At 71.7% G+C, this 22185-nt stretch carries 21 protein-coding genes; all 21 read left to right on the plus strand.

The genetic code is table 11. The features are described 5' to 3' along the window. The first annotated feature begins 9 nt into the window (after positions 1-9). The 21 genes from CXY01_RS12965 to nuoN all read left to right on the plus strand — a co-directional run bounded on the left by CXY01_RS12965 (position 10) and on the right by nuoN (position 22142). Positions 10-705: a demethylmenaquinone methyltransferase gene (locus CXY01_RS12965; RefSeq protein WP_146927867.1), complete on the plus strand. Its 696-nt coding sequence runs from the start codon at positions 10-12 to the stop codon at positions 703-705. A 207-nt stretch (positions 706-912) separates the two neighbouring features. Continuing rightward, positions 913-1482 carry an alternate-type signal peptide domain-containing protein gene (locus CXY01_RS12970; protein ID WP_186813403.1) on the plus strand — a complete coding sequence of 190 codons (570 nt, stop codon included), beginning with the start codon at positions 913-915 and terminating at the stop codon, positions 1480-1482. A gap of 28 nt (positions 1483-1510) precedes the next feature. Next, positions 1511-2047 carry a hypothetical protein gene (locus CXY01_RS12975; protein ID WP_146927869.1) on the plus strand — a complete coding sequence of 179 codons (537 nt, stop codon included), beginning with the start codon at positions 1511-1513 and terminating at the stop codon, positions 2045-2047. A gap of 17 nt (positions 2048-2064) precedes the next feature. Then, entirely contained in the window at positions 2065-2604 is a 540-nt protein-coding gene (locus CXY01_RS12980; protein ID WP_146927870.1) for a hypothetical protein, read from the plus strand. After that, positions 2601-3416, plus strand: coding sequence for a signal peptidase I (locus CXY01_RS12985; RefSeq protein WP_146927871.1), 816 nt, complete (start codon positions 2601-2603; stop codon positions 3414-3416). Before CXY01_RS12980 ends, CXY01_RS12985 begins: the two co-directional genes overlap by 4 nt. Beyond that, complete coding sequence (locus CXY01_RS12990; RefSeq protein ID WP_146927872.1) at positions 3413-4126, plus strand: hypothetical protein; 714 nt, start codon at positions 3413-3415, stop codon at positions 4124-4126. The genes CXY01_RS12985 and CXY01_RS12990 overlap by 4 nt, the downstream gene beginning before the upstream one ends. A gap of 237 nt (positions 4127-4363) precedes the next feature. Further along, complete coding sequence (locus CXY01_RS12995; RefSeq protein WP_146928078.1) at positions 4364-5629, plus strand: geranylgeranyl reductase family protein; 1266 nt, start codon at positions 4364-4366, stop codon at positions 5627-5629. Between the two features lie 32 nt (positions 5630-5661). After that, a complete protein-coding gene (locus tag CXY01_RS13000) occupies positions 5662-6024 on the plus strand; it encodes an NADH-quinone oxidoreductase subunit A (RefSeq protein ID WP_146927873.1) in 363 nt (120 codons plus the stop codon). 36 nt (positions 6025-6060) lie between these two features. Further along, entirely contained in the window at positions 6061-6612 is a 552-nt protein-coding gene (locus CXY01_RS13005) for a NuoB/complex I 20 kDa subunit family protein (protein ID WP_146927874.1), read from the plus strand. Further along, the gene (locus CXY01_RS13010) at positions 6609-7397 is read left to right on the plus strand and encodes an NADH-quinone oxidoreductase subunit C (RefSeq protein ID WP_146927875.1); all 789 of its coding nucleotides are present in this window, start codon (positions 6609-6611) and stop codon (positions 7395-7397) included. Before CXY01_RS13005 ends, CXY01_RS13010 begins: the two co-directional genes overlap by 4 nt. Beyond that, positions 7394-8743 (plus strand): NADH-quinone oxidoreductase subunit D, encoded by a 1350-nt coding sequence (locus tag CXY01_RS13015; protein WP_146927876.1) that lies wholly within the window; start codon positions 7394-7396, stop codon positions 8741-8743. Before CXY01_RS13010 ends, CXY01_RS13015 begins: the two co-directional genes overlap by 4 nt. Continuing rightward, the gene (gene nuoE / locus CXY01_RS13020) at positions 8740-9591 is read left to right on the plus strand and encodes an NADH-quinone oxidoreductase subunit NuoE (RefSeq protein WP_146927877.1); all 852 of its coding nucleotides are present in this window, start codon (positions 8740-8742) and stop codon (positions 9589-9591) included. Before CXY01_RS13015 ends, nuoE begins: the two co-directional genes overlap by 4 nt. Continuing rightward, positions 9591-10922: an NADH-quinone oxidoreductase subunit NuoF gene (gene nuoF / locus CXY01_RS13025; protein WP_146927878.1), complete on the plus strand. Its 1332-nt coding sequence runs from the start codon at positions 9591-9593 to the stop codon at positions 10920-10922. The genes nuoE and nuoF overlap by 1 nt, the downstream gene beginning before the upstream one ends. Beyond that, positions 10919-13498 carry an NADH-quinone oxidoreductase subunit G gene (locus tag CXY01_RS13030; RefSeq protein ID WP_146927879.1) on the plus strand — a complete coding sequence of 860 codons (2580 nt, stop codon included), beginning with the start codon at positions 10919-10921 and terminating at the stop codon, positions 13496-13498. The genes nuoF and CXY01_RS13030 overlap by 4 nt, the downstream gene beginning before the upstream one ends. After that, a complete protein-coding gene (gene nuoH, locus CXY01_RS13035) occupies positions 13495-14841 on the plus strand; it encodes an NADH-quinone oxidoreductase subunit NuoH (protein WP_146927880.1) in 1347 nt (448 codons plus the stop codon). The genes CXY01_RS13030 and nuoH overlap by 4 nt, the downstream gene beginning before the upstream one ends. 133 nt (positions 14842-14974) lie before the next feature. After that, complete coding sequence (gene nuoI / locus CXY01_RS13040; protein WP_246125366.1) at positions 14975-15652, plus strand: NADH-quinone oxidoreductase subunit NuoI; 678 nt, start codon at positions 14975-14977, stop codon at positions 15650-15652. After that, entirely contained in the window at positions 15649-16581 is a 933-nt protein-coding gene (locus CXY01_RS13045) for an NADH-quinone oxidoreductase subunit J (protein ID WP_146927882.1), read from the plus strand. Before nuoI ends, CXY01_RS13045 begins: the two co-directional genes overlap by 4 nt. Continuing rightward, a complete protein-coding gene (gene nuoK / locus CXY01_RS13050; protein WP_055912062.1) occupies positions 16578-16877 on the plus strand; it encodes an NADH-quinone oxidoreductase subunit NuoK in 300 nt (99 codons plus the stop codon). Before CXY01_RS13045 ends, nuoK begins: the two co-directional genes overlap by 4 nt. A gap of 8 nt (positions 16878-16885) precedes the next feature. Beyond that, complete coding sequence (gene nuoL / locus CXY01_RS13055; protein ID WP_146927883.1) at positions 16886-18883, plus strand: NADH-quinone oxidoreductase subunit L; 1998 nt, start codon at positions 16886-16888, stop codon at positions 18881-18883. Positions 18884-18897: 14 nt separating this feature from the next. Next, positions 18898-20433: an NADH-quinone oxidoreductase subunit M gene (locus CXY01_RS13060; RefSeq protein WP_146927884.1), complete on the plus strand. Its 1536-nt coding sequence runs from the start codon at positions 18898-18900 to the stop codon at positions 20431-20433. Beyond that, entirely contained in the window at positions 20430-22142 is a 1713-nt protein-coding gene (gene nuoN / locus CXY01_RS13065; protein WP_146927885.1) for an NADH-quinone oxidoreductase subunit NuoN, read from the plus strand. Before CXY01_RS13060 ends, nuoN begins: the two co-directional genes overlap by 4 nt. The last annotated feature ends 43 nt before the right edge of the window (positions 22143-22185 follow it).

A 22185-nucleotide genomic window follows, 5' to 3' on the forward strand; every position in this document is an offset into this window, starting at 1 on the left:
GATGGACACATGTCCCGTGCCTCCCTCGACAAGGACCCCCAGGACGTCGCCGCCATGTTCGACGCCGTGGCCCACCGCTACGACCGGACCAACGACGTCATCTCGCTCGGTCAGGACCGTGCGTGGCGCAAGGCGACGCTCAAGGCGCTCGACGCCCAGCCCGGCGAGACGGTCCTCGACCTCGCGGCCGGCACCGGGACGTCGGCCGAGCCGATGGCGGACTCCGGCGTCCGGGTGGTCGCGTGCGACCTGTCCGTCGGGATGCTGGACGTCGGCAAGCGGCGCCGCCCCGACCTCGCGTTCGTCGCGGGCGACGCGCTGCACCTGCCGTTCGCCGACGCGTCGTTCGACGCGGTGACGATGTCGTTCGGGCTCCGCAACGTCAAGGACGTGGACGCGGCCCTCGACGAGCTGCTGCGCGTGACCAGGCCGGGCGGGCGGCTCGTCGTCTGCGAGTTCTCCCGGCCCTCCTTCGCGCCGTTCCGGGCGGTCTACCAGAACTACCTCATGCGGGCGCTGCCGCCCGTCGCGCGCGCGGTCTCCAAGGAGCCCGAGGCCTACGTCTACCTGGCGGAGTCCATCCGGGAGTGGCCGGACCAGCACGCCCTCGGCCTGCGCATCAAGCACGCCGGCTGGGAGCACGTCGCCTACCGCAACCTGTCCGGCGGCATCGTCGCGCTGCACAGAGCCACCCGTTCGGCCTAACGGGCGGGCGCTCGCCCTCGTGGGAGCGGTCCCACGCGATTTGGGCGATTCGCGGTGCGGTCTCCTCATCTGTCCAGGGTGGTAGCCCCCGTGTGACGAGGGTCAGGGGGTGATGACACCTCGGCCCCCCTTATGGACGCGTGTTCAAGTCTCGAAGATCACCACTGCCGGTGGTGTAGCCGGCAACGGCTACGGGAGGCATGGATCATGCGCAAGACGACGAAGGGCGCCATCGCAGTGGGCGCCGGAGTGGCACTGCTGCTGGGCGGCGCCGGCACGATGGCGGCGTGGCAGCTCACGAGCACCGCGGCCCCCGGCTCGGTCTCCTCCGGGCAGTTCGACCTGGTGAGCAACACCGGCGCGACGGCGAAGTGGGGCACCGCGACCAACGCGACGACCTGCACCCCGAGCACCGTCGACTTCCCCGCGGGCGGCAAGCTCGTCCCCGGCGACTGCGTCATCTACACGCAGCCCGTCACGGTCACCGCGAGCGGTAACCGCCTGGTGGCGACGCTGACCATCTCCTCGGTGGCCAACACCGGCGTCTGGTCCGGCCTCACCGCCTCGTCGGTCACGACGATGGACGCCAACCCGGCCGTCACCGGCTCGGGCAGCCCGTTCACGATCACGCCCGGCACCGGCACGGTCAACGCGACCGGCCGCGTGGTGACGACGGTCATCTTCGACCCGGCCACCACGGGCAACACGGGCCAGAACAGCACGGCGACGCTCAACGGCGTCTCGCTCGTGCTGAAGCAGACGCAGCCCACCACCTGATCCCGACGCCTCCCGGTCGCCCGAGCTGATGCCGTCCCGCCTGCGTCCCGCGCTGGTCGCGTGCGTCGCCGTCGTGCTCCTCCTGGTGGGGAGCACGACGGCGTACGCCGCGTGGTCGCGCGCGACGACGGCGGCGGCCGGCTCGGTGGCGGGCGGGACGTTCGCCGGCACGGTGACCTGGTCCACGCCGCTGAACCTCGCGGGGATGTACCCGGGCGAGACCCGGGTGGGCGTCGTCCAGGTGGCACGCACCGCCGGGACGAACGGGCGCTGGGTCTACACGGTCGGCACCCCCACGGTGGCCGTGTCCGGGGCCGCGACGACGGCGAGCACGGCGTTGGCCACGCGGCTGACCGTCACGCCGTACACGGCGGGGACCTTCTCGGGCACCACCTGCGGCGGGACGCCCCTCACCCTCGGCGCAGCGAGCGCGGTCCAGGCCCTCGGGTCGGTCGTGCAGCACTGCGTCGCGGTACAGCTCGCGGCGAACGCCCCTGGCACGGTGCAGGGCGGTGCCGTGGTCGTGACGGTGCCGGTCACGCTCGAGAACCGCTCCACCAACTGACCCGACAGGACGGACCGATGAGCTCGCTGGACGAACGTGCCGACGGCCGGGCGACCGCGCCCGCCGGTCGTGCCGTCCGTCGTGCGACCGGCGTCCTCGGTGTGCTCCTCGCGCTCGTCATGGTGGGCTCCGGGACGGCATGGGCGTGGTGGACCGACGCGCGGTCCGTCAACGCGACGGCCGGCACGATCGACATCCGGCCGGGCACGCCGACCTGCGTCACGACGGACCCCGACGCGTCCGACGGGTCGAACTCACCGGCGACCATCTCCTGGGCACCCCCGGTCGTCCCCGCGGGGTCGACCGTGACCTACACGGTGACGGCCGTGCCCGACACCGGCACCACCCGGACGCTGACGCCGTCCCCGAGCACCGCGACCTCGATGCTGGTCTACCCATCGAACTTCGGTGACAGCACCCGGCCCCACACCGTGACCGTGACGGCGACCGTCACCTTCCCCGGCGGCGCGGTGTGGACGTCACCGGCGAGCGGCTCGGTGAAGGCGCAGGCCGTCCGGGCGCTGATCTTCTGGCTGAACATGCGGTGCCCGGCATGACCGCGGTCGCCGAGCGCGACGCCGAGGCGACGCCAGCCGCCCGCACGCCGCGCTCCGTCGCGCGCTGGGCGGGTGCGGTGCTGTCCAGCCTGGCCCTCCTCGTGGTGGTGGTGGTGGCGCTCGCGCTGATCGTCATCCCCCTGCTGCTCGGCGCGACGCCGTACACCGTCCTGACCGGCAGCATGCGTCCGACCATGCCGCCGGGGGACCTGGTCGTCACCCGGCCGCAGTCGCCCGACGACATCTCCCTCGGCGACGTCATCACCTACCAGCTCCGCTCCAACGAGCCCGAGGTGGTGACCCACCGGGTGGTCGGCGTGGGGACCACGTCGGAGGGCGAGCGGACCTTCGTCACCCGCGGCGACGCCAACAACGTCGACGACGACCCGATCCTCGCGGTGCAGGTGCGCGGCGTCGTGGTCTACCACGTCCCGTACCTCGGCTACCTGAACACCTGGGTCGGGGCGAACCGACCCGGCTGGCTGCTCAAGGGGGTCGCGGGCGCGCTCATCCTGTACGGGATCTTCCTCGTGGGCAGCGGCGTGCGAGACCGGTTCCGCCGCCGGAGTGCTGCCGCCACCGACGTGCAGGCGCCCGAGCCGGTACCGGCACCGGGCGACGTCGTGGAGGCGGCCGAGGTCGCCCCCGCACCGCCGAGCGCCGTGGTGCTCGCGCCCGTCGCCCGGCCCCTCGCGGCCCGCCGTGGTCCCAGGATCACCACCGGCGTCGTGGTGGTGTGCACGGTGCTGGTCGCCGCACTCGCGCTCGGCGGCCTCGCGACGGCGAGACGCTCGGCGGGTGCACGACCGTGAGCGCGGTCGGACGGGTCGTCGCGTCCGTCGGCGTCGCCGCGCTGCTCGCGGTCGGCATGTGCGCGCCGGCGTTTGCGGCTGACGAGCTCCAGCTCTCCCTCGACGGCCTCTCGTGGTCGACCGTCCTCGCCGACGACATCTTCGGCGACGCCGGCCAGATCGTCCCCGGCGACGTGCTGCGCTCCGACCTCTGGGTCCGCAACGCCTCGGGCGACCGCGCCCAGGTCGCCCTGGACGTCGCCGACGCGCTCGGCGCGGTCCCCGGGACGCTGGCCGGCGACCTGTCCCTGACCATCGACGGTGCACCCACGGCGGGGGGAGCCCGGTGGTGGGGACCCGACCTGGCGCCCGGGGCGGCGCTCCGCATCCCCCTCGTGCTGGTCTTCGACCCTGCGTCCACGAACACGAGCCGGATGAGCACGGCGACGGTCCTCGACGCCGTCGTCCTCACCCAGACGGCGGTCGGTCCGCAGCCCTCGCCGAGCGCGACCCCGAGTGCGACCCCGAGTGCGACCCCGAGCGCGAGCCCGAGCGCGAGCCCGAGCCCGGAGCCGGGCGGGGCGCCCGCGACCGGGGCGCGGCCGTGGCGCGGCGGTCTCGCGCGGACGGGCTCGGAGGTCGGCGGGGCGCTGGCGCTCGCCCTCTCCGCGGTCGCAGGCGGGTTCCTCCTGCTGGCCGCCCGCCGGCGCGTGCGGCGGTCCGAGGACTGACGTCCCGGCGTGCTCCTACGTACCGCCGCGTGGACGACTGTCCGACTGCGCGTCCGGGGTGAACAATGGGCGGCGACCGCCCTTCGCGGGCGGAACCGGCTCGCGGTCGACCGGGTGATCACGCCACGTCCCGCACCTGCTGCGGCGAGGTTAGGAGTGCCTTCGCAGACAGCCCATGTGGCGCTCGTTACACTCGCCGGGAGCAGTACGTGAACAACGTCACAAGTGGGGTCAGTGGTGGTGGGAGCTACGCACGATGACGCAGACGTCATCGTCGTGGGCGCAGGCCCAGCGGGGTCTGCCGCCGCCTTTCACTGTGCCTCCGCGGGCCTGGACGTGCTGCTCCTCGAGAAGTCCGAGTTCCCCCGGGACAAGGTCTGCGGGGACGGTCTGACCCCCCGCGCCGTCGCCGAGCTGGTGCGGATGGGGCTGCCCGTCCGCGAGCAGGACGGCTGGATCCGCAACGTGGGCCTGCGGGTCATCGGGGGCGGTCACCGGCTCGAGCTCCCGTGGCCGGAGCTCTCCAGCTACCCGTCGTACGGGCTCGCGAAGTCGCGGATGTCCCTGGACCACACGCTCGCGGAGCACGCACGGGCGGCCGGCGCCAAGCTGCAGGAGCGCACCACCGTCACGGGACCGGTGCACGACGAGCGCTCGGGCCGGGTGGTCGGCGTGCAGGCCAAGGTCGAGGGCGAGACCGTCACGTACCGCGCACCGGTGGTCATCGCGGCCGACGGGGTCTCGGCGCGGCTCGCCACGGGGATGGGGCTGGAGAAGCGGATGGACCGCCCCATGGGGGTCGCGGTCCGCACCTACTTCCAGACCCCGCGGCACGACGACCCGTGGATGGAGAGCCACCTCGAGCTCCGCGACGACGACGGCAACCTCATGCCGGGGTACGGCTGGATCTTCTCCCTGGGCGACGGGACCGCGAACGTCGGGCTCGGCTCGGTGGCCTCGACGGCGGCGCCGACGAAGGTCGACTACAAGAAGCTGTTCGCCACCTGGATGCGCCACGTCCCGGACGAGTGGGAGTTCACGCCGGACAACCAGGTCGGGCCCGTCAAGGGTGCCGCGCTGCCGATGGGCTTCAACCGCGGACCGCTCTACGGCAACGGCCTGCTGCTCGCGGGCGACTCCGCGGGGATGATCAGCCCGTTCAACGGCGAGGGGATCGCCTACGGCCTGCAGGCAGGACGCGTCGCCGCCGACGCGATCTCGCAGGGGCTCGCGCGCGGCACCGCCGCCGGACGCGAGCGGGCCTTCGCCACGTACGAGCGCCGCATGAAGGACGACCTGGGCGGCTACTACACGCTCGGCCGGGTCTTCGTCCGGCTGATCGAGCACCCGGAGGTCATGCGGGTGTGCACCCGCTACGGGCTGCCACGGCCGCTCGTCATGAAGTTCGTGCTCAAGCTCCTGTCCGACTGCTACGAGCCGAGGGGCGGCGACCTGGTGGACAGGGTCATCGCCGGCCTGGCCCGGATCGCCCCCGCAGCATGACCCCCGACCACAACGAAGTGGAGTGACGCGCGATGGACAACCCGTACGTCCCGCTGCTCTTCCTCATGGGCATCGCCGCCGTCCTCGCCCTCGGCGGCGTCGGCTCGAGCGTGATCCTGGGACCCAAGCGGTACAACCGCGCCAAGCTCGAGGCGTACGAGTGCGGCATCGAGCCCACCCCGCACGCCATAGGCGGCGGCCGGTTCCCGATCAAGTACTACCTGGTCGCGATGACCTTCATCATCTTCGACATCGAGGTGGTGTTCCTCTACCCGTGGGCCGTGAGCTTCGCGGACCTGGCCCTCTTCGGCCTCGTCGCGATGATGGCGTTCCTCGTGCTGATCACCGTCCCGTTCGTCTACGAGTGGAAGCGCGGCGGGTTCGAGTGGGACTGACGAGCACCAGCCTGGCGTGGACGAAGGAGAGCTGAGATGGGCATCGAAGAGGCACCGTCCGGGTTCCTGCTGACGACGGTCGAGGACCTCGTCGGGTACTTCCGCAAGGCGTCGCTGTGGCCGGTCACGTTCGGTCTGGCCTGCTGCGCGATCGAGATGATGGCGGCCGGCGCTAGCCGGTTCGACATCTCGCGGTTCGGCATGGAGGTCTTCCGCGCGTCGCCGCGCCAGGCGGACCTGATGATCGTCGCCGGCCGGGTGAGCCAGAAGATGGCCCCCGTGGTGCGGCAGGTCTACGACCAGATGTCCGAGCCCAAGTGGGTGCTGTCGATGGGCGTCTGCGCCAGCTCCGGCGGCATGTTCAACAACTACGCGATCGTGCAGGGCGTCGACCACATCGTCCCGGTCGACATCTACCTGCCTGGCTGCCCGCCGCGTCCGGAGATGCTGATCAACGCGATCCTGGCGCTGCACGAGCAGATCGAGAACGAGCCGCTGGGCGCCAACCGCAAGGCCGCGGCTGCCGCTGCCGAGGCCGCCGCGCTGGCCGCGACGCCGACGTCGCAGATGACGGGGCTGCTGAAGTGACCGACGAGAAGACGGACGCCGCCGAGGCGGTCAAGCCGGGTGACGCGACGACGGCCGCGCAGCCCACCAGCGAGGCGGCGCTCGAGGCGGGCTCGCAGAACGTGCCCGCCGAGGGCCGGGCGCAGATCGAGGTCGTCGACGTGCGCCGCGGCATGTTCGGCGCCAGCGGCACCGGCGACACCTCCGGCTACGGCGGCCTCGTCACGGCGATCGCGCTGCCGGGTCCCAGCGAGCGGCCGTACGGCGGCTGGTTCGACGAGGTCGTCGACATCCTGGTCGACGTGCTGGACGAGTCCGGCACCACCTACGCGGCGGCGGTCGAGTCCGTGGTCGTGGACCGCGAGGAGCTCACGCTGCACGTCGCGCGCGAGCACCTGGTCGAGGTGGCGCAGGTGCTGCGCGACGACCAGGACCTGCGGTTCGAGCTCAGCCTCGGGGTGTCGGGCGTGCACTACCCGCACGACGCCGGCCGTGAGCTGCACGCCGTGTACCACCTGGTCTCGGTGACCCACTCGCGCCGGCTGCGGCTCGAGGTCGCGGTCCCGGACTCGGACCCCCACCTGCCGTCGACCGTCTCGGTGTACCCGGCCAACGACTGGCACGAGCGGGAGACGTACGACTTCTTCGGGATGATCTTCGACGGTCACCCCGCCCTGGCACGCATCGAGATGCCCGACGACTGGCCGGGCCACCCGCAGCGCAAGGACTACCCCCTCGGCGGTATCCCGGTCGAGTACAAGGGCGCCACCATCCCGCCCCCGGACCAGCGGAGGTCGTACCGATGACCACCCAGACCCCTCACAGCACGGCCCACGTCGTCGACGCCGACGCCGAGGGCGTCCCGTCGTTCGAGGCGTCCGGCGGCGACTGGTCGGACATCGCCGAGGAGGCCGCCCGCCTCGGCGAGGAGCGCATCGTCGTCAACATGGGCCCGCAGCACCCGTCGACCCACGGGGTGCTCCGGCTCATGCTCGAGATCGACGGCGAGACGGTGACCGAGGCCCGCGCGGGCATCGGCTACCTGCACACCGGCATCGAGAAGAACATGGAGTTCCGCACCTGGACCCAGGGCGTGACCTTCTGCACGCGCATGGACTACGTGGCGCCCCTGTTCCAGGAGGCCGCGTACTGCCTCGCGGTCGAGAAGCTGCTCGGCATCACCGACGACGTCCCCGAGCGGGCGACGGTCATCCGGGTGCTGATGATGGAGCTCAACCGGATCACCTCGCACCTGGTCTGCCTGGCCACGGGCGGGAACGAGCTGGGCGCGACGACGATCATGACCGTGGGCTTCACGGCCCGCGAGGAGATCCTCAAGATCTTCGAGCTGATCTCCGGCCTGCGCATGAACCACGCGTACATCCGTCCGGGCGGCGTCGCCCAGGACATCCCGCCCGGCGCGATCGACACGATCCGTGAGGCGCTGGTGCTGGTCCGGGGCTACTTCAAGCAGCTCGAGGACCTCATGATGGCCAACCCGATCCTGCACCTGCGCCTCAAGGACGTCGGCTACCTGGGGCTGTCGGGGTGCATGGCGCTCGGCGTCACCGGACCGGTGCTCCGCTCGGCGGGCCTGCCCTACGACGTCCGCAAGGCCAACCCGTACTGCGGCTACGAGACGTACGACTTCGAGGTGCCGACCGCCGAGACGGCCGACTCCTGGGGACGCCTCGTGCTGCGCGTCGAGGAGTGCTACCAGTCGATGAGGATCGTCGAGCAGACCCTGGACCGCCTCCAGAAGATGGGCCCCGGCCCGGTCATGGTCGCGGACAAGAAGGTCGCCTGGCCTGCGCAGATGGCCATCGGCTCGGACGGCATGGGCAACTCCCTCGACCACATCCGCGAGATCATGGGCACCTCGATGGAGGCCCTGATCCACCACTTCAAGCTGGTCACCGAGGGCTTCCGCGTCCCGGCCGGCCAGGTGTTCCAGACCGTCGAGCACCCGCGCGGCGAGCTGGGCGTGCACCTGGTCTCCGACGGGGGGACGCGGCCGTACCGGGCGCACTTCCGGGACCCGTCGTTCAACAACCTGCAGGCCACGTCGATCATGTGCGAGGGCGGGCAGGTGGCCGACGTCGTCGTCGCCGTCGCGTCCCTCGACCCGGTGCTGGGAGGGGTGGACCGATGAGCATCGAGACGGGCCGGGGCCCCGGCCAGCGGCACAGCACGTCGTACGACGCCGAGACGCACGCACGGCTGACCGCGGACTCCGACGTGATCGTCGCCCGCTACCCGCAGGCGCGCTCGGCCCTGCTGCCGATGCTGCACCTCGTGCAGTCCGAGGACGGCTACGTCAGCCCGCGAGGGATCGCGTTCTGCGCGGCCCACCTGGGGCTGTCCACGGCCGAGGTCTCCGCGGTCGCGACGTTCTACACGCAGTACAAGAGGCACCCGAACGGCACGTACACGGTCGGCGTCTGCACCAACACGCTCTGCGCGATCATGGGCGGCGACGCCATCTGGGAGGACCTGTCCGACCACCTCGGCGTCGGCCACGACGAGACGACCGACGACGGCGCGATCACGCTCGAGCGGATCGAGTGCAACGCGGCCTGCGACTACGCGCCGGTCGTGATGGTCAACTGGGAGTTCTTCGACAACCAGACGCCCGACAGCGCTCGGCAGCTGGCCGACGACCTGGCCGCCGGCAGGCCCGTCGTCCCGACGCGCGGCGCGAGCAGCGTCTGCACCTTCACCGAGATGTCCCGCGTGCTGGCCGGCTTCGGCGACGGGCGGGCCGACGAGGGCGTCGGCGCCGGTGTGCCGACGCTGCGCGGTGTCGAGCTGGCGCGCGCCGAGGGCTGGACCGCACCGGAGTTCCCGCAGGGCACGACGTCGGCCGCTCCCGCCGCAGCCACCGAGCCCAGGGTCGGCGACGAGCAGTCCAGCGCCGAGCGCCCGGCCACGACGCCGGCCGACGTCTCACCGGCCGCGGAGCAGCAGAAGCAGTCCACCGACGACGCGAAGGAGTCGTGATGGCGACGACCCTCACCCCGGTCCTCACGGACACCTGGGACGCCGACCGCTCGTGGTCGCTCGCGACGTACGAGGACGCCGGTGGCTACCGCGGCCTGCGTCGCGCGCTCGGCATGCAGGCCGGCGACGTCGTCACGATGGTCAAGGACTCGGGCCTGCGCGGCCGCGGGGGAGCGGGCTTCCCGACGGGGATGAAGTGGGGCTTCCTGCCCGCACCCGACGGCGGACCGCGCTACCTCGTCGTCAACGCGGACGAGTCCGAGCCGGGGACCTGCAAGGACACCCCGCTGATGATGGCCAGCCCGCAGCTGCTCATCGAGGGCATGATCATCACGAGCTACGCGATCGGCTGCCACCACGCCTTCCTGTACGTGCGCGGCGAGATCCTGCACGTGTACCGCCGCCTCCTGCACGCCATCGAGGAGGCGCGCGCCGCCGGCTACCTGGGCACCGACATCCTCGGCTCGGGCTTCGACCTGGAGATCACGCTGCACTCGGGTGCGGGCGCGTACATCTGCGGCGAGGAGACGGCACTGCTCGACTCGCTCGAGGGGCTGCGCGGCCAGCCGCGGCTCAAGCCCCCGTTCCCCGCGGTCGCCGGGCTGTACGCGCGGCCGACCGTGGTGAACAACGTCGAGTCGATCGCGTCGGTGCCGAGCATCGTGCAGGGCGGCTCGGACTGGTTCAAGTCCATGGGCACGGAGCGCTCGTCGGGCTACGGGCTGTTCTCGCTGTCCGGTCACGTCACGCGGCCGGGCCAGTACGAGGCGCCCCTGGGCATCACGCTGCGCGAGCTGCTGGAGATGGCCGGTGGCATCCGTGAGGGTCACCAGCTGAAGTTCTGGACGCCCGGGGGGTCGTCGACGCCGATCTTCACGGCCGAGCACCTCGACGTCCCGCTCGACTACGAGTCGGTCGGTGCGGCGGGCTCGATGCTGGGGACGCGGGCGCTGCAGATCTTCGACGAGACCACGTCGGTGGTGCGCGCGGTGACGCGGTGGACCGAGTTCTACAAGCACGAGTCCTGCGGCAAGTGCACGCCGTGCCGCGAGGGCACCTACTGGCTGACGCAGGTGCTGCAGCGGATCGAGGCGGGGCAGGGCACGCTCGCCGACATCGACCTGCTGCTGGACCTGTGCGACAACATCCTCGGCAAGGCGTTCTGCGCGCTCGGCGACGGCGCCACCAGCCCGATCACGTCGGCCGTGCAGTACTTCCGCGACGAGTTCGTCGCCGGGACGCACACGCCGGCGGACGTCCTGTTCCCCCCGGAGCACAGCAGCTTGTTCTCCTACACGCCGAAGCACACTCTCGTTGGGGTGCACGCATGACGATCCTGTCCTCCGGGCCGACGACGTCCCTGGTCCCCGCCGCACCGGTCGCCCCGGTGGAGCCGGCGGGCGAGACGGTCAGCTTCACCGTCGACGGCATCGAGACCGAGGTGCCCAAGGGCACCCTGGTCATCCGCGCCGCCGAGCAGCTGGGCATCCAGATCCCGCGGTTCTGCGACCACCCCCTGCTCGCCCCGGCCGGCGCCTGCCGCCAGTGCCTGGTCGAGGTCTGGGCGCCCGGCCGTGACGGCAAGCTGGCCAAGATGCCGAAGCCGCAGGCCAGCTGCACCCTCGAGGCCACCCCGGGCATGCAGGTCAAGACGCAGCACACGTCGCCCGAGGCCGACAAGGCCCAGCACGGCGTCATGGAGCTGCTGCTGATCAACCACCCGCTCGACTGCCCGGTGTGCGACAAGGGCGGCGAGTGCCCCCTGCAGAACCAGGCGATGAGCAACGGCCGCGCGAGCACCCGGTTCGTCGACGTGAAGCGCACGTTCCCCAAGCCGATCGCCATCTCGACGCAGATCCTGCTGGACCGGGAGCGCTGCATCCTGTGCCAGCGCTGCACCCGGTTCTCGGAGGAGATCGCGGGCGACGTGTTCATCGACCTGCAGAAGCGCGGCGCCAACCAGCAGATCGGCACGTTCGACACCTCGGTGCTCGGCTTCGTCGGGGACGCCCCGCTGGGCGCGTCGGCCGAGGACACGTCCGGCCGGCCGTTCGCGTCGTACTTCTCCGGCAACACCGTCCAGATCTGCCCGGTGGGCGCGCTGACCAGCGCGGCGTACCGGTTCCGGTCGCGGCCGTTCGACCTGGTCTCCACGCCGGGCGTCGCCGAGCACGACGCGCAGGGGTCGGCCATCCGCATCGACCACCGCCGCGGCGTCGTGCTGCGCCGGCTGGCGGGGGAGGACCCGACGGTCAACCAGGAGTGGATCACCGACAAGGACCGCTTCGCGTTCACGTGGCAGTCCGCGCCGGACCGGATCACGACGCCGCTGGTCCGCAACGCGGCCGGTGAGCTCGAGCCGGCCAGCTGGGTCGAGGCGCTCGACGTCGCGGCCGCGGGCCTGCAGGCCGCGCAGCAGCCGGACGACCCGCGGGACACCGCGGTCGGCGTCGCCGTCCTGCCCGGGGGTCGCCTCACGCTCGAGGACGCCTACGCCTACGGCAAGTTCGCCCGGGTCGCGCTCGGCACCAACGACGTCGACGGCCGGGCCCGTCCGCACTCGGCGGAGGAGGAGGCCTTCCTCGGTCACCACGTCGCCGGCCGGACGCTCGACGTCACGTTCGCGGACCTCGACCGGGCACCCGCGGTGCTCCTCGTCGGCCTTGAGGCCGAGGAGGAGGCGGGCATCGCGTTCCTGCGCCTGCGCGACGCGGTCGTGCACCGCAAGGTCCGGGTCCTGTCGGTCGCCGCGCTGGCGAGCCGCGGGCTCGAGCGGCTGTCGGGCACGCTGCTGCCCGCGGCGCCCGGGACCGAGGCGGAGGTCCTCGACGGCATCGGCACCGACCCCTCGCTCGCTGCGACGGCCGAGCTGCTCGGCTCCGCCGGTGCGCTCGTGCTCGTCGGCGAGCGTCTGGCGGGCGTGCCCGGCGGCTTCTCGGCCGCCGTGCGGCTCGCGCAGCGCACCGGCGCCCGGCTCGCCTGGGTCCCGCGCCGCGTGGGTGAGCGCTCGGCCGTCGAGGCGGGTCTGCTCCCGTCGCTGCTGCCGGGCGGTCGGCCGGTGGCGGACTCCGCCGCCCGCGTCGACCTGGCAGCGGCCTGGGGGATCGACCACGTCCCCTCGGAGACGGGCCGCTCGACCTCCGAGATCCTCGCCGCCGCGCACGCCGGCCTGCTCGGCGGCCTCGTCGTCGGCGGCCTCGAGCTCGCGGACCTGCCCGACCCGGCGCTCGCCCGGGAGGCGCTCGACCGGGTCCCGTTCCTGGTCTCGCTCGAGGTCCGGCAGTCCGAGGTCACGGACCGGGCGGACGTCGTCCTGCCCGTCGCCCCGCCCACGGAGAAGTCGGGCACCTTCGTCACCTGGGAGGGTCGCCCGCGGCCCTTCCCGCAGGCCCTGTCCTCCCACGCGATGGCCGACCACCGGGTGCTCGACCGGCTCGCGGACGCGCTCGGGGTCGAGCTGGGCCTGCAGACCCTGGAGGCCGTGCACGCCGAGCTCGACCAGCTGGGCGGCTGGGACGGTGCCCGGGTCGGCGCACCGGACGTCCCGGCCTCCGAGCCGCCGGTGGTGGCTCCGGGGTCGGCCGTGCTGGCCACCTGGCACCTGCTGCTCGACGGCGGCCGCCTGCAGTCCGGCGAGCAGTTCCTCGCCGGGACGGCCAAGCGGCCCGTCGCCCGCATCTCCGCCGGCACCGCCGCGGCGGTCGGGGTGCAGGACGGCGCCGGCCTGAGCGTCTCCACCGACGCGGGGACACTGACGCTGCCGGCCGTCGTCACCGAGATGCCGGACCACGTGGTCTGGTTGCCGACGAACGCCGCGGGCGCCGGTGTCCGTGATGCCCTGCACGTCGACGCGGGCGCCGTCGTGCGCCTCGCTCCCGGTCCGCGCACTGTGGAGGCCCGCTCATGAGGATCCTCACCGAGGCGGTCGCTCCCGTGACCGCGGACTTCAGCAACGACACCTGGTGGATCTGGCTGATCAAGGCCGTGGCCATCGTCGTGTTCCTGCTGACGAGCGTGCTCATCGCCATCTGGTTCGAGCGCAAGGTCGTCGCCCGCATGCAGGTGCGGCCCGGCCCGAACGTGCACGGACCCTTCGGGCTGCTCCAGTCGCTCGCCGACGCCATGAAGCTCCTGGTCAAGGAGGACATGACGGTCAAGGCCGCGGACAAGCTGGTCTACATCGTCGCGCCGATGATCGCGGTGTTCTGCGCGCTGCTGACGTTCGCGGTCATCCCGTTCGGGCCCAACGTCAGCATGTTCGGCGTGAACACCCCGGTCCAGCTCACGGACTTCCCCGTGGCGGTCCTCTACATCCTGGCCTGCGCGTCGGTCGGCGTGTACGGCATCGTGCTCGGCGGCTGGTCGTCCGGGTCCACGTACCCGCTGCTCGGCGCCGTGCGCTCCACCGCGCAGGTCATCTCCTACGAGCTGGCGATGGGCCTGTCGCTCGTCAGCGTCTTCATCCTGGCCGGCTCGATGTCGACGTCGCAGATCGTCACGTCGCAGACCGCGGTGTGGTGGTTCCTGCCCCTGCTGCCGGCGTTCGTCATCTACATCATCTCGATGGTCGGGGAGACCAACCGCCTGCCGTTCGACCTCCCGGAGGCCGAGGGCGAGCTGGTGTCCGGGTACATGACCGAGTACTCGTCGATGAAGTTCGCGTGGTTCTTCCTCGCCGAGTACATCAACATGCTCAACGTCTCCGCCGTCGCCACGACGCTGTTCCTCGGCGGCTGGCGGGCCCCGTGGCCCATCTCCGCGATCAACGACGGCATGTTCAACGAGGGCTGGTGGCCGGTCCTGTGGTTCCTGGCCAAGCTCTGGACGCTGATGTTCGTGTTCGTGTGGATCCGCGGGTCCGTCCTGCGGTTCCGGTACGACCAGTTCATGAAGATCGGCTGGAAGGTGCTCATCCCGGCCGCCCTGGTCTGGGTGGTCGCCGTGGGCGTCGTGCAGGGCGTGCGGCAGTTCTCCGGCCTGGAGCTGCGCTCGGTGCTGTTCGTGCTCGCCGGCATCGTGGTGGTCGGGCTCCTCATCTCGTTCCTGATCCCGGAGAAGAAGCAGCCCGTCCCGCCCCAGCGACCACCCGGTCCGCAGGAGTACGACCCCTACGCCGGTGGCTACCCCGTGCCGCCGCTGCCCGGACAGGTGCTCCCGCCGTCCCCGCGCAAGCAGCGGGCAGCCGCTGCGGCAGCGGACGGCGAGAGCTCGACGACCCCCCAGGTCACCCAGGAGGTGCACGGTGGCTGACCAGCGCAAGCCCGTCCGCAAGCCGACTGCGCAGAAGCCCGCTGCCCAGAAGCCCGCACAGGGCAAGGCCGTCGCGCCGCGCCCCCGCACGGGCGAGGTCGGCGCGGTCGAGCCGGAGGGCTACACCTCGCTCATCGAGCCGCGCGGAGCGGTCTCGGAGTTCCTCGCTCCCGTCGGCGGGTTCGGCGTCACGCTGTCGAACATGTTCCGGCCGACGGTCACCGAGCAGTACCCGTCGGAGAAGGTGCCGGCCAAGCCCCGGTACCACGGGCGTCACCAGCTGAACCGGTACGCCGACGGCCTGGAGAAGTGCATCGGCTGCGAGCTGTGCGCCTGGGCGTGCCCCGCGGACGCGATCTACGTCGAGGGCGCGGACAACACCCCGGACAACCAGCGTTCGCCGGGGGAGCGGTACGGCAGCGTCTACCAGATCAACTACCTGCGCTGCATCTTCTGCGGCCTGTGCATCGAAGCGTGCCCGACGCGTGCGCTGACCATGACCAACGAGTACGAGCTGGCCGGTCCCACGCGTGCCGGGATGATCTGGGAGAAGCAGGACCTGCTCGCCCCGCTGCGCAGCGGGATGCTGCAGGCGCCGCACCCGATGGTCGAGGGCACGACGGACACCGACTACTACCGCGGCGAGGTCACGGGTGCGACGCCCGCGCAGGTCGCGTGGGTCAAGGAGCACCGCCCCGACGACCCGACGCTGCCCGGCGGCGCCGGCCTCGACGCGGCGAACGTGCCCGGCGAGACAGCGGCGGAGATGGCGCGCACCGTGGCGGCCGCGACCAAGCAGGGCGCTCGATGAGCGCGCTCCCCGCTGCCCTCCTCGAGTCGGGGGAGACGACGACCGCCGAGGCGGTGCTGTTCTGGACGCTGGGCCCGGTCATGGTGCTCGCCGCGCTCGGGCTGCTGTTCGCCAAGAAGGCCGTGCACGCCGCGCTCGCCGTGATCGTGGTGATGATCTCGCTGGCGTTCCTCTACGTCGCGCAGGACGCGGTGTTCCTCGGGGTCGTGCAGGTGGTCGTCTACACCGGCGCCGTGATGATGCTGTTCCTCTTCGTCCTCATGCTGGTCGGCGTCGACAGCTCGGACTCCCTGGTGGAGACCATCCGCGGGCAGCGCTGGATCGGGCTGCTGGCCGGCATCGGGCTCGGGGTGGTCCTCGTCGGCGTGGTCGGTCGCGCCACGTACGGCCCGCCCGTCGGGCTGACCGGTGCCGCGGTCGACGACAACCCCACCGGCGTCGCGCACATCATCTTCGGCCAGTACGTGTTCGCCTTCGAGGTCGTCGGCGCCCTGCTGGTCACGGCCGCGCTCGGGGCCCTGGTGCTCACGCACCGCCAGCGCCTCACCCCGCGCGTCGGGCAGAAGGAGCGTGCGGACGCCCGCGTCGCGGCCGGTGCCACCCTGACGCCGCTGCCGGCGCCGGGTGTGTACGCCCGGCACAACGCGATGGACGTCCCGGCGCTCGGCCCGGACGGCCAGCCGCTCGAGAGCTCCGTGCCGCGCGTGCTGCGCGTCCGCGGGCAGGAGGCGGACGCGGAGGAGTTCGCGGCGCGGACCCAGCGGGTCCTCGCCGGGGTGTCGCAGGTGCGGGGCAACCCGCCGCCGAAGGCCGCGCCCGAGGGCGCCGCGGTGAACGCTCCCGACCTCGGTGCCGCAGTGAGCGACTCCGGCCAGGACGGTCCGTCGACCGGCCCCGCGGGCGTCATCGGACAGGAGGACGGCAAGTGAGCCTGACCCACTACCTGGTCCTCTCGACGATCCTCTTCTCGATCGGCGCGACGACCGTCCTGCTGCGCAGGAACGCGATCATCGTGTTCATGGGGGTCGAGCTCATGCTCAACGCCACGAACCTCATGCTCGTGACGTTCGCCCGGATCCACGGTGACCTGACGGGGCAGGTGCTCGCGTTCTTCGTGATGGTCGTCGCGGCCGCCGAGGTCGTCGTCGGGCTCGCGATCATCGTGGCCATCTTCCGCACCCGCCGCTCGGCCTCGGTCGACGACATCAACCTGTTGAAGAGCTGAGGGGCGACGTGCACACCCTGACAACTCTGGTGGCGAGCCTGCCCACTGGTCTGAGCGCGGACACGATCGCGCCCGCGAGCGAGACCGTGCGCGCCGGTGTCCTGCTCGTCGCGCCGCTGCTCGTCGGCCTGCCGCTGCTCAGCGCTGCCGTGCTGCTGCTGGCCGGGCGCCGCTCCGACCGGTGGGGGCACTGGCTCGGCGTCCTGGCGTCGGCGGCCTCCTTCGTGGTCGCCGCGATCGTGTTCGTCACGATGCTCCAGCGCCCCGAGGACTCCCGCGTCATCGACGTGTCCCTCGGGACCTGGATCGACGCCGGTGCCTTCCAGCTGGACGCCGGGATGCGGCTGGACCCGCTGTCGATGACGTTCGTCCTGCTGGTGACGTTCGTCGGCACGCTCATCCACGTGTACGCCGTGGCGTACATGGACCACGACGTGGACCGCCGCCGCTTCTTCGCGTACCTGAACCTCTTCGTCGCGGCGATGCTCATCCTCGTGCTGGCCGACAGCTACCTGCTGCTGTTCGTCGGCTGGGAGGGCGTCGGTCTGGCGTCGTACCTGCTCATCGGGTTCTGGAACTACAACACCGAGTACGCGGTCGCGGCGAAGAAGGCGTTCGTCGCCAACCGCATCGGCGACCTGGGTCTGATCATCGCGCTCGGCATCATGTTCGCCACCTTCGGGGCGGTGGACTTCGGGACCGTGCTGAGCGGCGTGGACGGCAGCGCCGGCCAGGGGACGCTCACGGCGATCGGCCTGATGCTCCTGCTCGCCGCGTGCGGCAAGTCGGCGCAGTTCCCGCTGCAGTCCTGGCTCGGCGACGCGATGGCCGGCCCGACGCCGGTGTCGGCACTCATCCACGCCGCGACCATGGTCACGGCGGGCGTCTACCTGATCGTCCGGTCGGCGCCGCTGTTCGACGCCGCCCCGACGGCCCAGCTGGTCGTCGTCATCGTCGGCGCGATCACCCTGCTGTTCGGGGCGATCGTCGGCTGCGCGAAGGACGACATCAAGAAGGCGCTGGCCGCCTCGACGATGTCGCAGATCGGCTACATGATCCTGGCCGCCGGGCTCGGCCCGGTCGGGTACGCGTTCGCGATCTTCCACCTGATCACGCACGGCTTCTTCAAGGCCGGCATGTTCCTCGGCGCGGGGTCGGTCATGCACGGCATGGACGACCAGGTGAACATGCGCCGGTTCGGAGGCCTGGCGCGGTACATGACGATCACGTGGCTGACGTTCATGGCCGGTTGGCTGGCGATCATCGGGATCCCGCCGTTCTCCGGGTTCTGGAGCAAGGACAAGATCATCGAGGCCGCGTTCGTCCCGGTCGACGGTGCGCCGTGGCGCGCCTGGGTCTTCGGCACCATCACGATGCTCGCCGCCGGGATCACCGCGTTCTACATGTCGCGGCTGTTCTTCATGACCTTCGAGGGCGAGCGCCGCTGGTCCACCAAGCGCGACGGCTCGGCGCAGCACCCCCACGAGTCCCCGAGGCTCATGACCTGGCCCATGATCGTGCTGGCCGTGGGCTCGGTCGGGCTCGGTGCGTTCCTCGCCCTCGGCGACCGGTTCGTCGACTGGCTGGCGCCCGTGCTCGGCCACCCGGAGCACCACGAGCCGGTGCTGCCGGTCTGGGTGATCACCGTCCTGACCCTGGCGCTCGTGATCGCCGGCGTGGTCCTCGCGTGGCGCCGGTACGCGATCTCGCAGGTGCCCGTCGTGCCGCCCGTCGGCACCGCGCTCACCCGCGCAGCCCGCGTCGACCTCTACCAGGACTCCGTCAACGACATCGCCCTGGTGGAGCCCGGTCAGGCACTGACCCGGTCGCTCGTGTACGCCGACCGGACCGCGATCGACGGCACCGTCACCGGTGTCGGGTTGTCCACGGTCCTGCTGGGCGGATGGGTGCGGCGCGTGCAGACCGGGTACGTCCGGTCCTACGCCGCCTCGATGCTGCTCGGTCTGGTCGTCCTCGTCGTCGTCGTCCTGCTCGTGCAGAGCTGAAGGAGCACTGAGTGATGTCGTCCTCCTTCCCCTGGCTGACCGCCCTCATCGTCCTGCCCCTGCTGGGTGCGGTGGCGCTGTGGGTGGTCCCCGCCGGACGCGCCCGGGCCGTCGCCCTCGGCGTCTCCCTGCTCGAGCTGGCGCTGGGCGTCGCGGCGCTCACGGCGTTCGACGTCGCCGACTCGGGCGCCGTCCAGCTGTCCGAGGTGCACGGCTGGATCCCCGCCTTCGGGGTGTCCTACGCGGTCGGCGTCGACGGTGTCGGCCTGATCCTCGTGCTCATGTCGGTGCTGATCGTCCCCCTGGTGGTCCTGGCCGCCTGGCGCGAGCAGGGCAGCCTCACGGTGGCCACCGACCAGCTGCGCCGGTACCTCGCGCTCGTGCTGCTGCTCGAGGCGTTCATCGTGGCCGTGTTCGCCGCGCGGGACGTGTTCTTCTTCTACGTCCTGTTCGAGGCCATGCTCATCCCGGTCTACTTCATGATCGGGCTGTTCGGCGGGGCGCAGCGGCGGTACGCGGCCGTGAAGTTCCTGCTGTACTCGCTCACCGGCGGCCTCATCATGCTGGTCGCCGTCATCGCCCTGTACCTGCAGGGGCCGGGCGGACCGCAGGGCTTCCTCACGGAGAACCTCACGGGCCTGACACTGGACCCGACGGCCGAGAAGCTCATGTTCTGCGCGTTCTTCCTGGCGTTCGCCATCAAGGCGCCGATGTTCCCGGTGCACACCTGGCTGCCGGACGCCGCGCAGCAGGCCCCCGCGGGCACCTCGACGCTGCTGGTCGGCGTGCTCGACAAGGTCGGCACGTTCGGGATGCTCACGCTGTGCCTGCCGCTGTTCCCGGACGCGTCCCGCTGGGCGGCGCCGGTGATCATCGTGCTGGCCGTCATCTCGATCCTGTACGGCGCGCTGCTCGCCATCGGGCAGAAGGACCTCATGCGCCTCATCGCGTACACCTCGGTGTCGCACTTCGGGTTCATCGTGCTGGGCATCTTCGCGTTCACGTCGACGTCCATCGCCGGCTCGTCGTTCTACATGGTCAACCACGGGCTCTCCACCGCCGCGCTGTTCCTCATCGCCGGGTTCCTGGTCGCCCGCCGGGGGTCGCAGCAGATCGCCGACTTCGGCGGGCTGCAGAAGATCGTCCCGGTGCTCGCGGGGACGTTCCTGGTGGCCGGCCTCTCGGCCCTGTCGCTGCCAGGCCTGTCGACGTTCATCAGCGAGTTCCTGGTGCTCGTCGGCACGTTCGCGCGGCACCCCGCGGCGTCGATCGTCGCCAGCCTGGGTGTGGTGCTCGCAGCCGTCTACGTGCTGTGGACCTACCAGCGCATGTTCACCGGTCCGGACAAGCACGGGCTCGCCGGCATGCCCGACGCGGTCTCGCGCGAGAAGTGGGTGATCGCCCCGCTGCTCGGCCTGATGGTCGTCTTCGGGTTCGTCCCCGGCCCCGCGCTCGACCTGGTCCGCCCGCCGGCGAGCGTCTCGCTCGAGCAGGTCGGCGTGCAGGACGTGCCCGCCACCGCCGCCACAGAGGAAGGGAGCGACCAGTGACCGACTTCGTCGCACCGACGGTCGACTGGGCCGCGCTGAGCCCGGTCGTGATCGTCCTGCTGGCCGCCGTCGTCGGCGTGCTCGTCGAGGCGTTCGTCCCGGCCCGCGTCCGCCGCACGGTGCAGCTCGCCATCGCGCTCGCCGCGCTGGCCGGCGCCGTCATCGCCGTCGCGCTGCTGTGGAGCGGTGTCGAGGAGACCGGCGGCACGGTCGTGCTCGGCGGTTCGCTGCTCGTCGACGGCCCCACGCTCGTCCTGCAGGCCACCATCGCGCTGCTGGCCCTGGTCTCGCTGCTGATCATCGCCGACCGCACGGAGACCGGCGAGGACGCGTTCGCGCCGAACGCCGCCGCCGTTCCCGGCTCGGACTACGAGGAGGCCGCGCGCCGGAAGGGGGTGCAGCAGACGGAGATCTACCCGCTGGTGCTCTTCGCCACCGGCGGCATGCTGATCTTCCCGGCCACGGGCGACCTGCTGACGCTCTTCGTCGCGCTCGAGGTCCTCTCGCTGCCGCTGTACCTGCTCACCGGCATGGCCCGGCGCCGACGCCTGCTCTCGCAGGAGGCGTCGATGAAGTACTTCCTGCTCGGCGCGTTCTCCTCCGCGCTGCTGCTCTTCGGCATCGCCCTGGTCTACGGCTACTCGGGCTCGCTGCGGTACTCGGAGATCTCGGAGGCCACGCAGGTGCCGGGTGGGCTGGACAGCCTCCTGCTCGTCGGCTCGGTGCTCATCCTGTCCGGACTGCTGTTCAAGGTCGGCGCGGTGCCGTTCCACACCTGGACGCCCGACGTCTACCAGGGCGCCCCCACCCCGATCACCGGGTTCATGGCGGCGTGCACCAAGGTCGCCGCGTTCGGCGCGCTGCTCCGCGTCGTCTACACGATGCTGCCGGGTCTGGCCTGGGACCTGGGCGTGCTGCTGTGGACGGTCGCCATCCTCACGATGGTCGTCGGCACGGTCGCGGCGCTCGTCCAGACGGACATGAAGCGCGTCCTCGGCTACTCCTCGATCGCGCACGCCGGGTTCATCCTCACCGGCATCATCGCCCTGAACGAGGCCGGCATCGTCGCGGTGCTCTTCTACCTGCTGGTCTACGGCGCGGCGACCGTCGGGGCGTTCGGCATCGTCTGGCTCGTGCGGGAGCGTGCCGGGATGGTCGGCGGGGCCGGCGGGTCCGAGGGTGACAGCCCCATCCTGGGCGAGGCCACGCACCTGTCCCAGTGGGCGGGGCTGGGCCGGACCCACCCGCTGCTCGCACTGACCTTCGCGCTGTTCCTGCTGTCGTTCGCGGGCATCCCGCTGACCGCCGGCTTCGCGGGGAAGTTCTCCGTCTTCTCGGCCGCGGTCGAGGGGGGCGCGTGGCCGCTGGCCCTCATCGGCGTGCTGGCCTCGTCCGTCGCGGTGTTCTTCTACGTGCGGATCATCGTGCTGATGTTCTTCACGGAGCCTGCCGGCGCCGAGGAGACCGGGACCGCGGTGACGGCGCTGGCCCCGTCGGCGGAGGGCTTCGCCCTGGGCGCGGACTCGACGGTCGCCGTCGAGGCCGAGCCGGTCGTGCAGACGCGCTCGACCGTCACGACGACCGTGGTCGGGACCGAGGGGCTCGCCGTGGTCGCGATCGCGTTCTGCGCCCTCGTGACGATCGTCCTCGGCGTCTTCCCGTCGCCGGTGCTCGACCTCATCGCGAGCGTGGCGACGTTCCTGGCATGACGCTGTGACGCCGTGCCGTCGTGCTGTCCGGCAGGATCGCTGC

It is taken from the genome of Cellulomonas xylanilytica (genome assembly GCF_007989805.1).
Lineage (GTDB): Bacteria > Actinomycetota > Actinomycetes > Actinomycetales > Cellulomonadaceae > Cellulomonas > Cellulomonas xylanilytica.

Bases quoted from the DNA above. Each gene is read 5' to 3' on its own strand.
- CXY01_RS12975 (WP_146927869.1), top strand. From the start codon at position 1,511: ATGCCGTCCCGCCTGCGTCCCGCGCTGGTCGCGTGCGTCGCCGTCGTG.
- CXY01_RS12985 (WP_146927871.1), top strand. From the start codon at position 2,601: ATGACCGCGGTCGCCGAGCGCGACGCCGAGGCGACGCCAGCCGCCCGC.
- nuoE (WP_146927877.1), top strand. From the start codon at position 8,740: ATGAGCATCGAGACGGGCCGGGGCCCCGGCCAGCGGCACAGCACGTCG.
- CXY01_RS13045 (WP_146927882.1), top strand. From the start codon at position 15,649: ATGAGCGCGCTCCCCGCTGCCCTCCTCGAGTCGGGGGAGACGACGACC.
- CXY01_RS13000 (WP_146927873.1), top strand. From the start codon at position 5,662: ATGGACAACCCGTACGTCCCGCTGCTCTTCCTCATGGGCATCGCCGCC.
- CXY01_RS12980 (WP_146927870.1), top strand. From the start codon at position 2,065: ATGAGCTCGCTGGACGAACGTGCCGACGGCCGGGCGACCGCGCCCGCC.
- CXY01_RS13005 (WP_146927874.1), top strand. From the start codon at position 6,061: ATGGGCATCGAAGAGGCACCGTCCGGGTTCCTGCTGACGACGGTCGAG.
- nuoF (WP_146927878.1), top strand. From the start codon at position 9,591: ATGGCGACGACCCTCACCCCGGTCCTCACGGACACCTGGGACGCCGAC.
- CXY01_RS13060 (WP_146927884.1), top strand. From the start codon at position 18,898: ATGTCGTCCTCCTTCCCCTGGCTGACCGCCCTCATCGTCCTGCCCCTG.
- CXY01_RS12965 (WP_146927867.1), top strand. From the start codon at position 10: ATGTCCCGTGCCTCCCTCGACAAGGACCCCCAGGACGTCGCCGCCATG.
- nuoH (WP_146927880.1), top strand. From the start codon at position 13,495: ATGAGGATCCTCACCGAGGCGGTCGCTCCCGTGACCGCGGACTTCAGC.
- CXY01_RS13030 (WP_146927879.1), top strand. From the start codon at position 10,919: ATGACGATCCTGTCCTCCGGGCCGACGACGTCCCTGGTCCCCGCCGCA.
- CXY01_RS13015 (WP_146927876.1), top strand. From the start codon at position 7,394: ATGACCACCCAGACCCCTCACAGCACGGCCCACGTCGTCGACGCCGAC.
- CXY01_RS12970 (WP_186813403.1), top strand. From the start codon at position 913: ATGCGCAAGACGACGAAGGGCGCCATCGCAGTGGGCGCCGGAGTGGCA.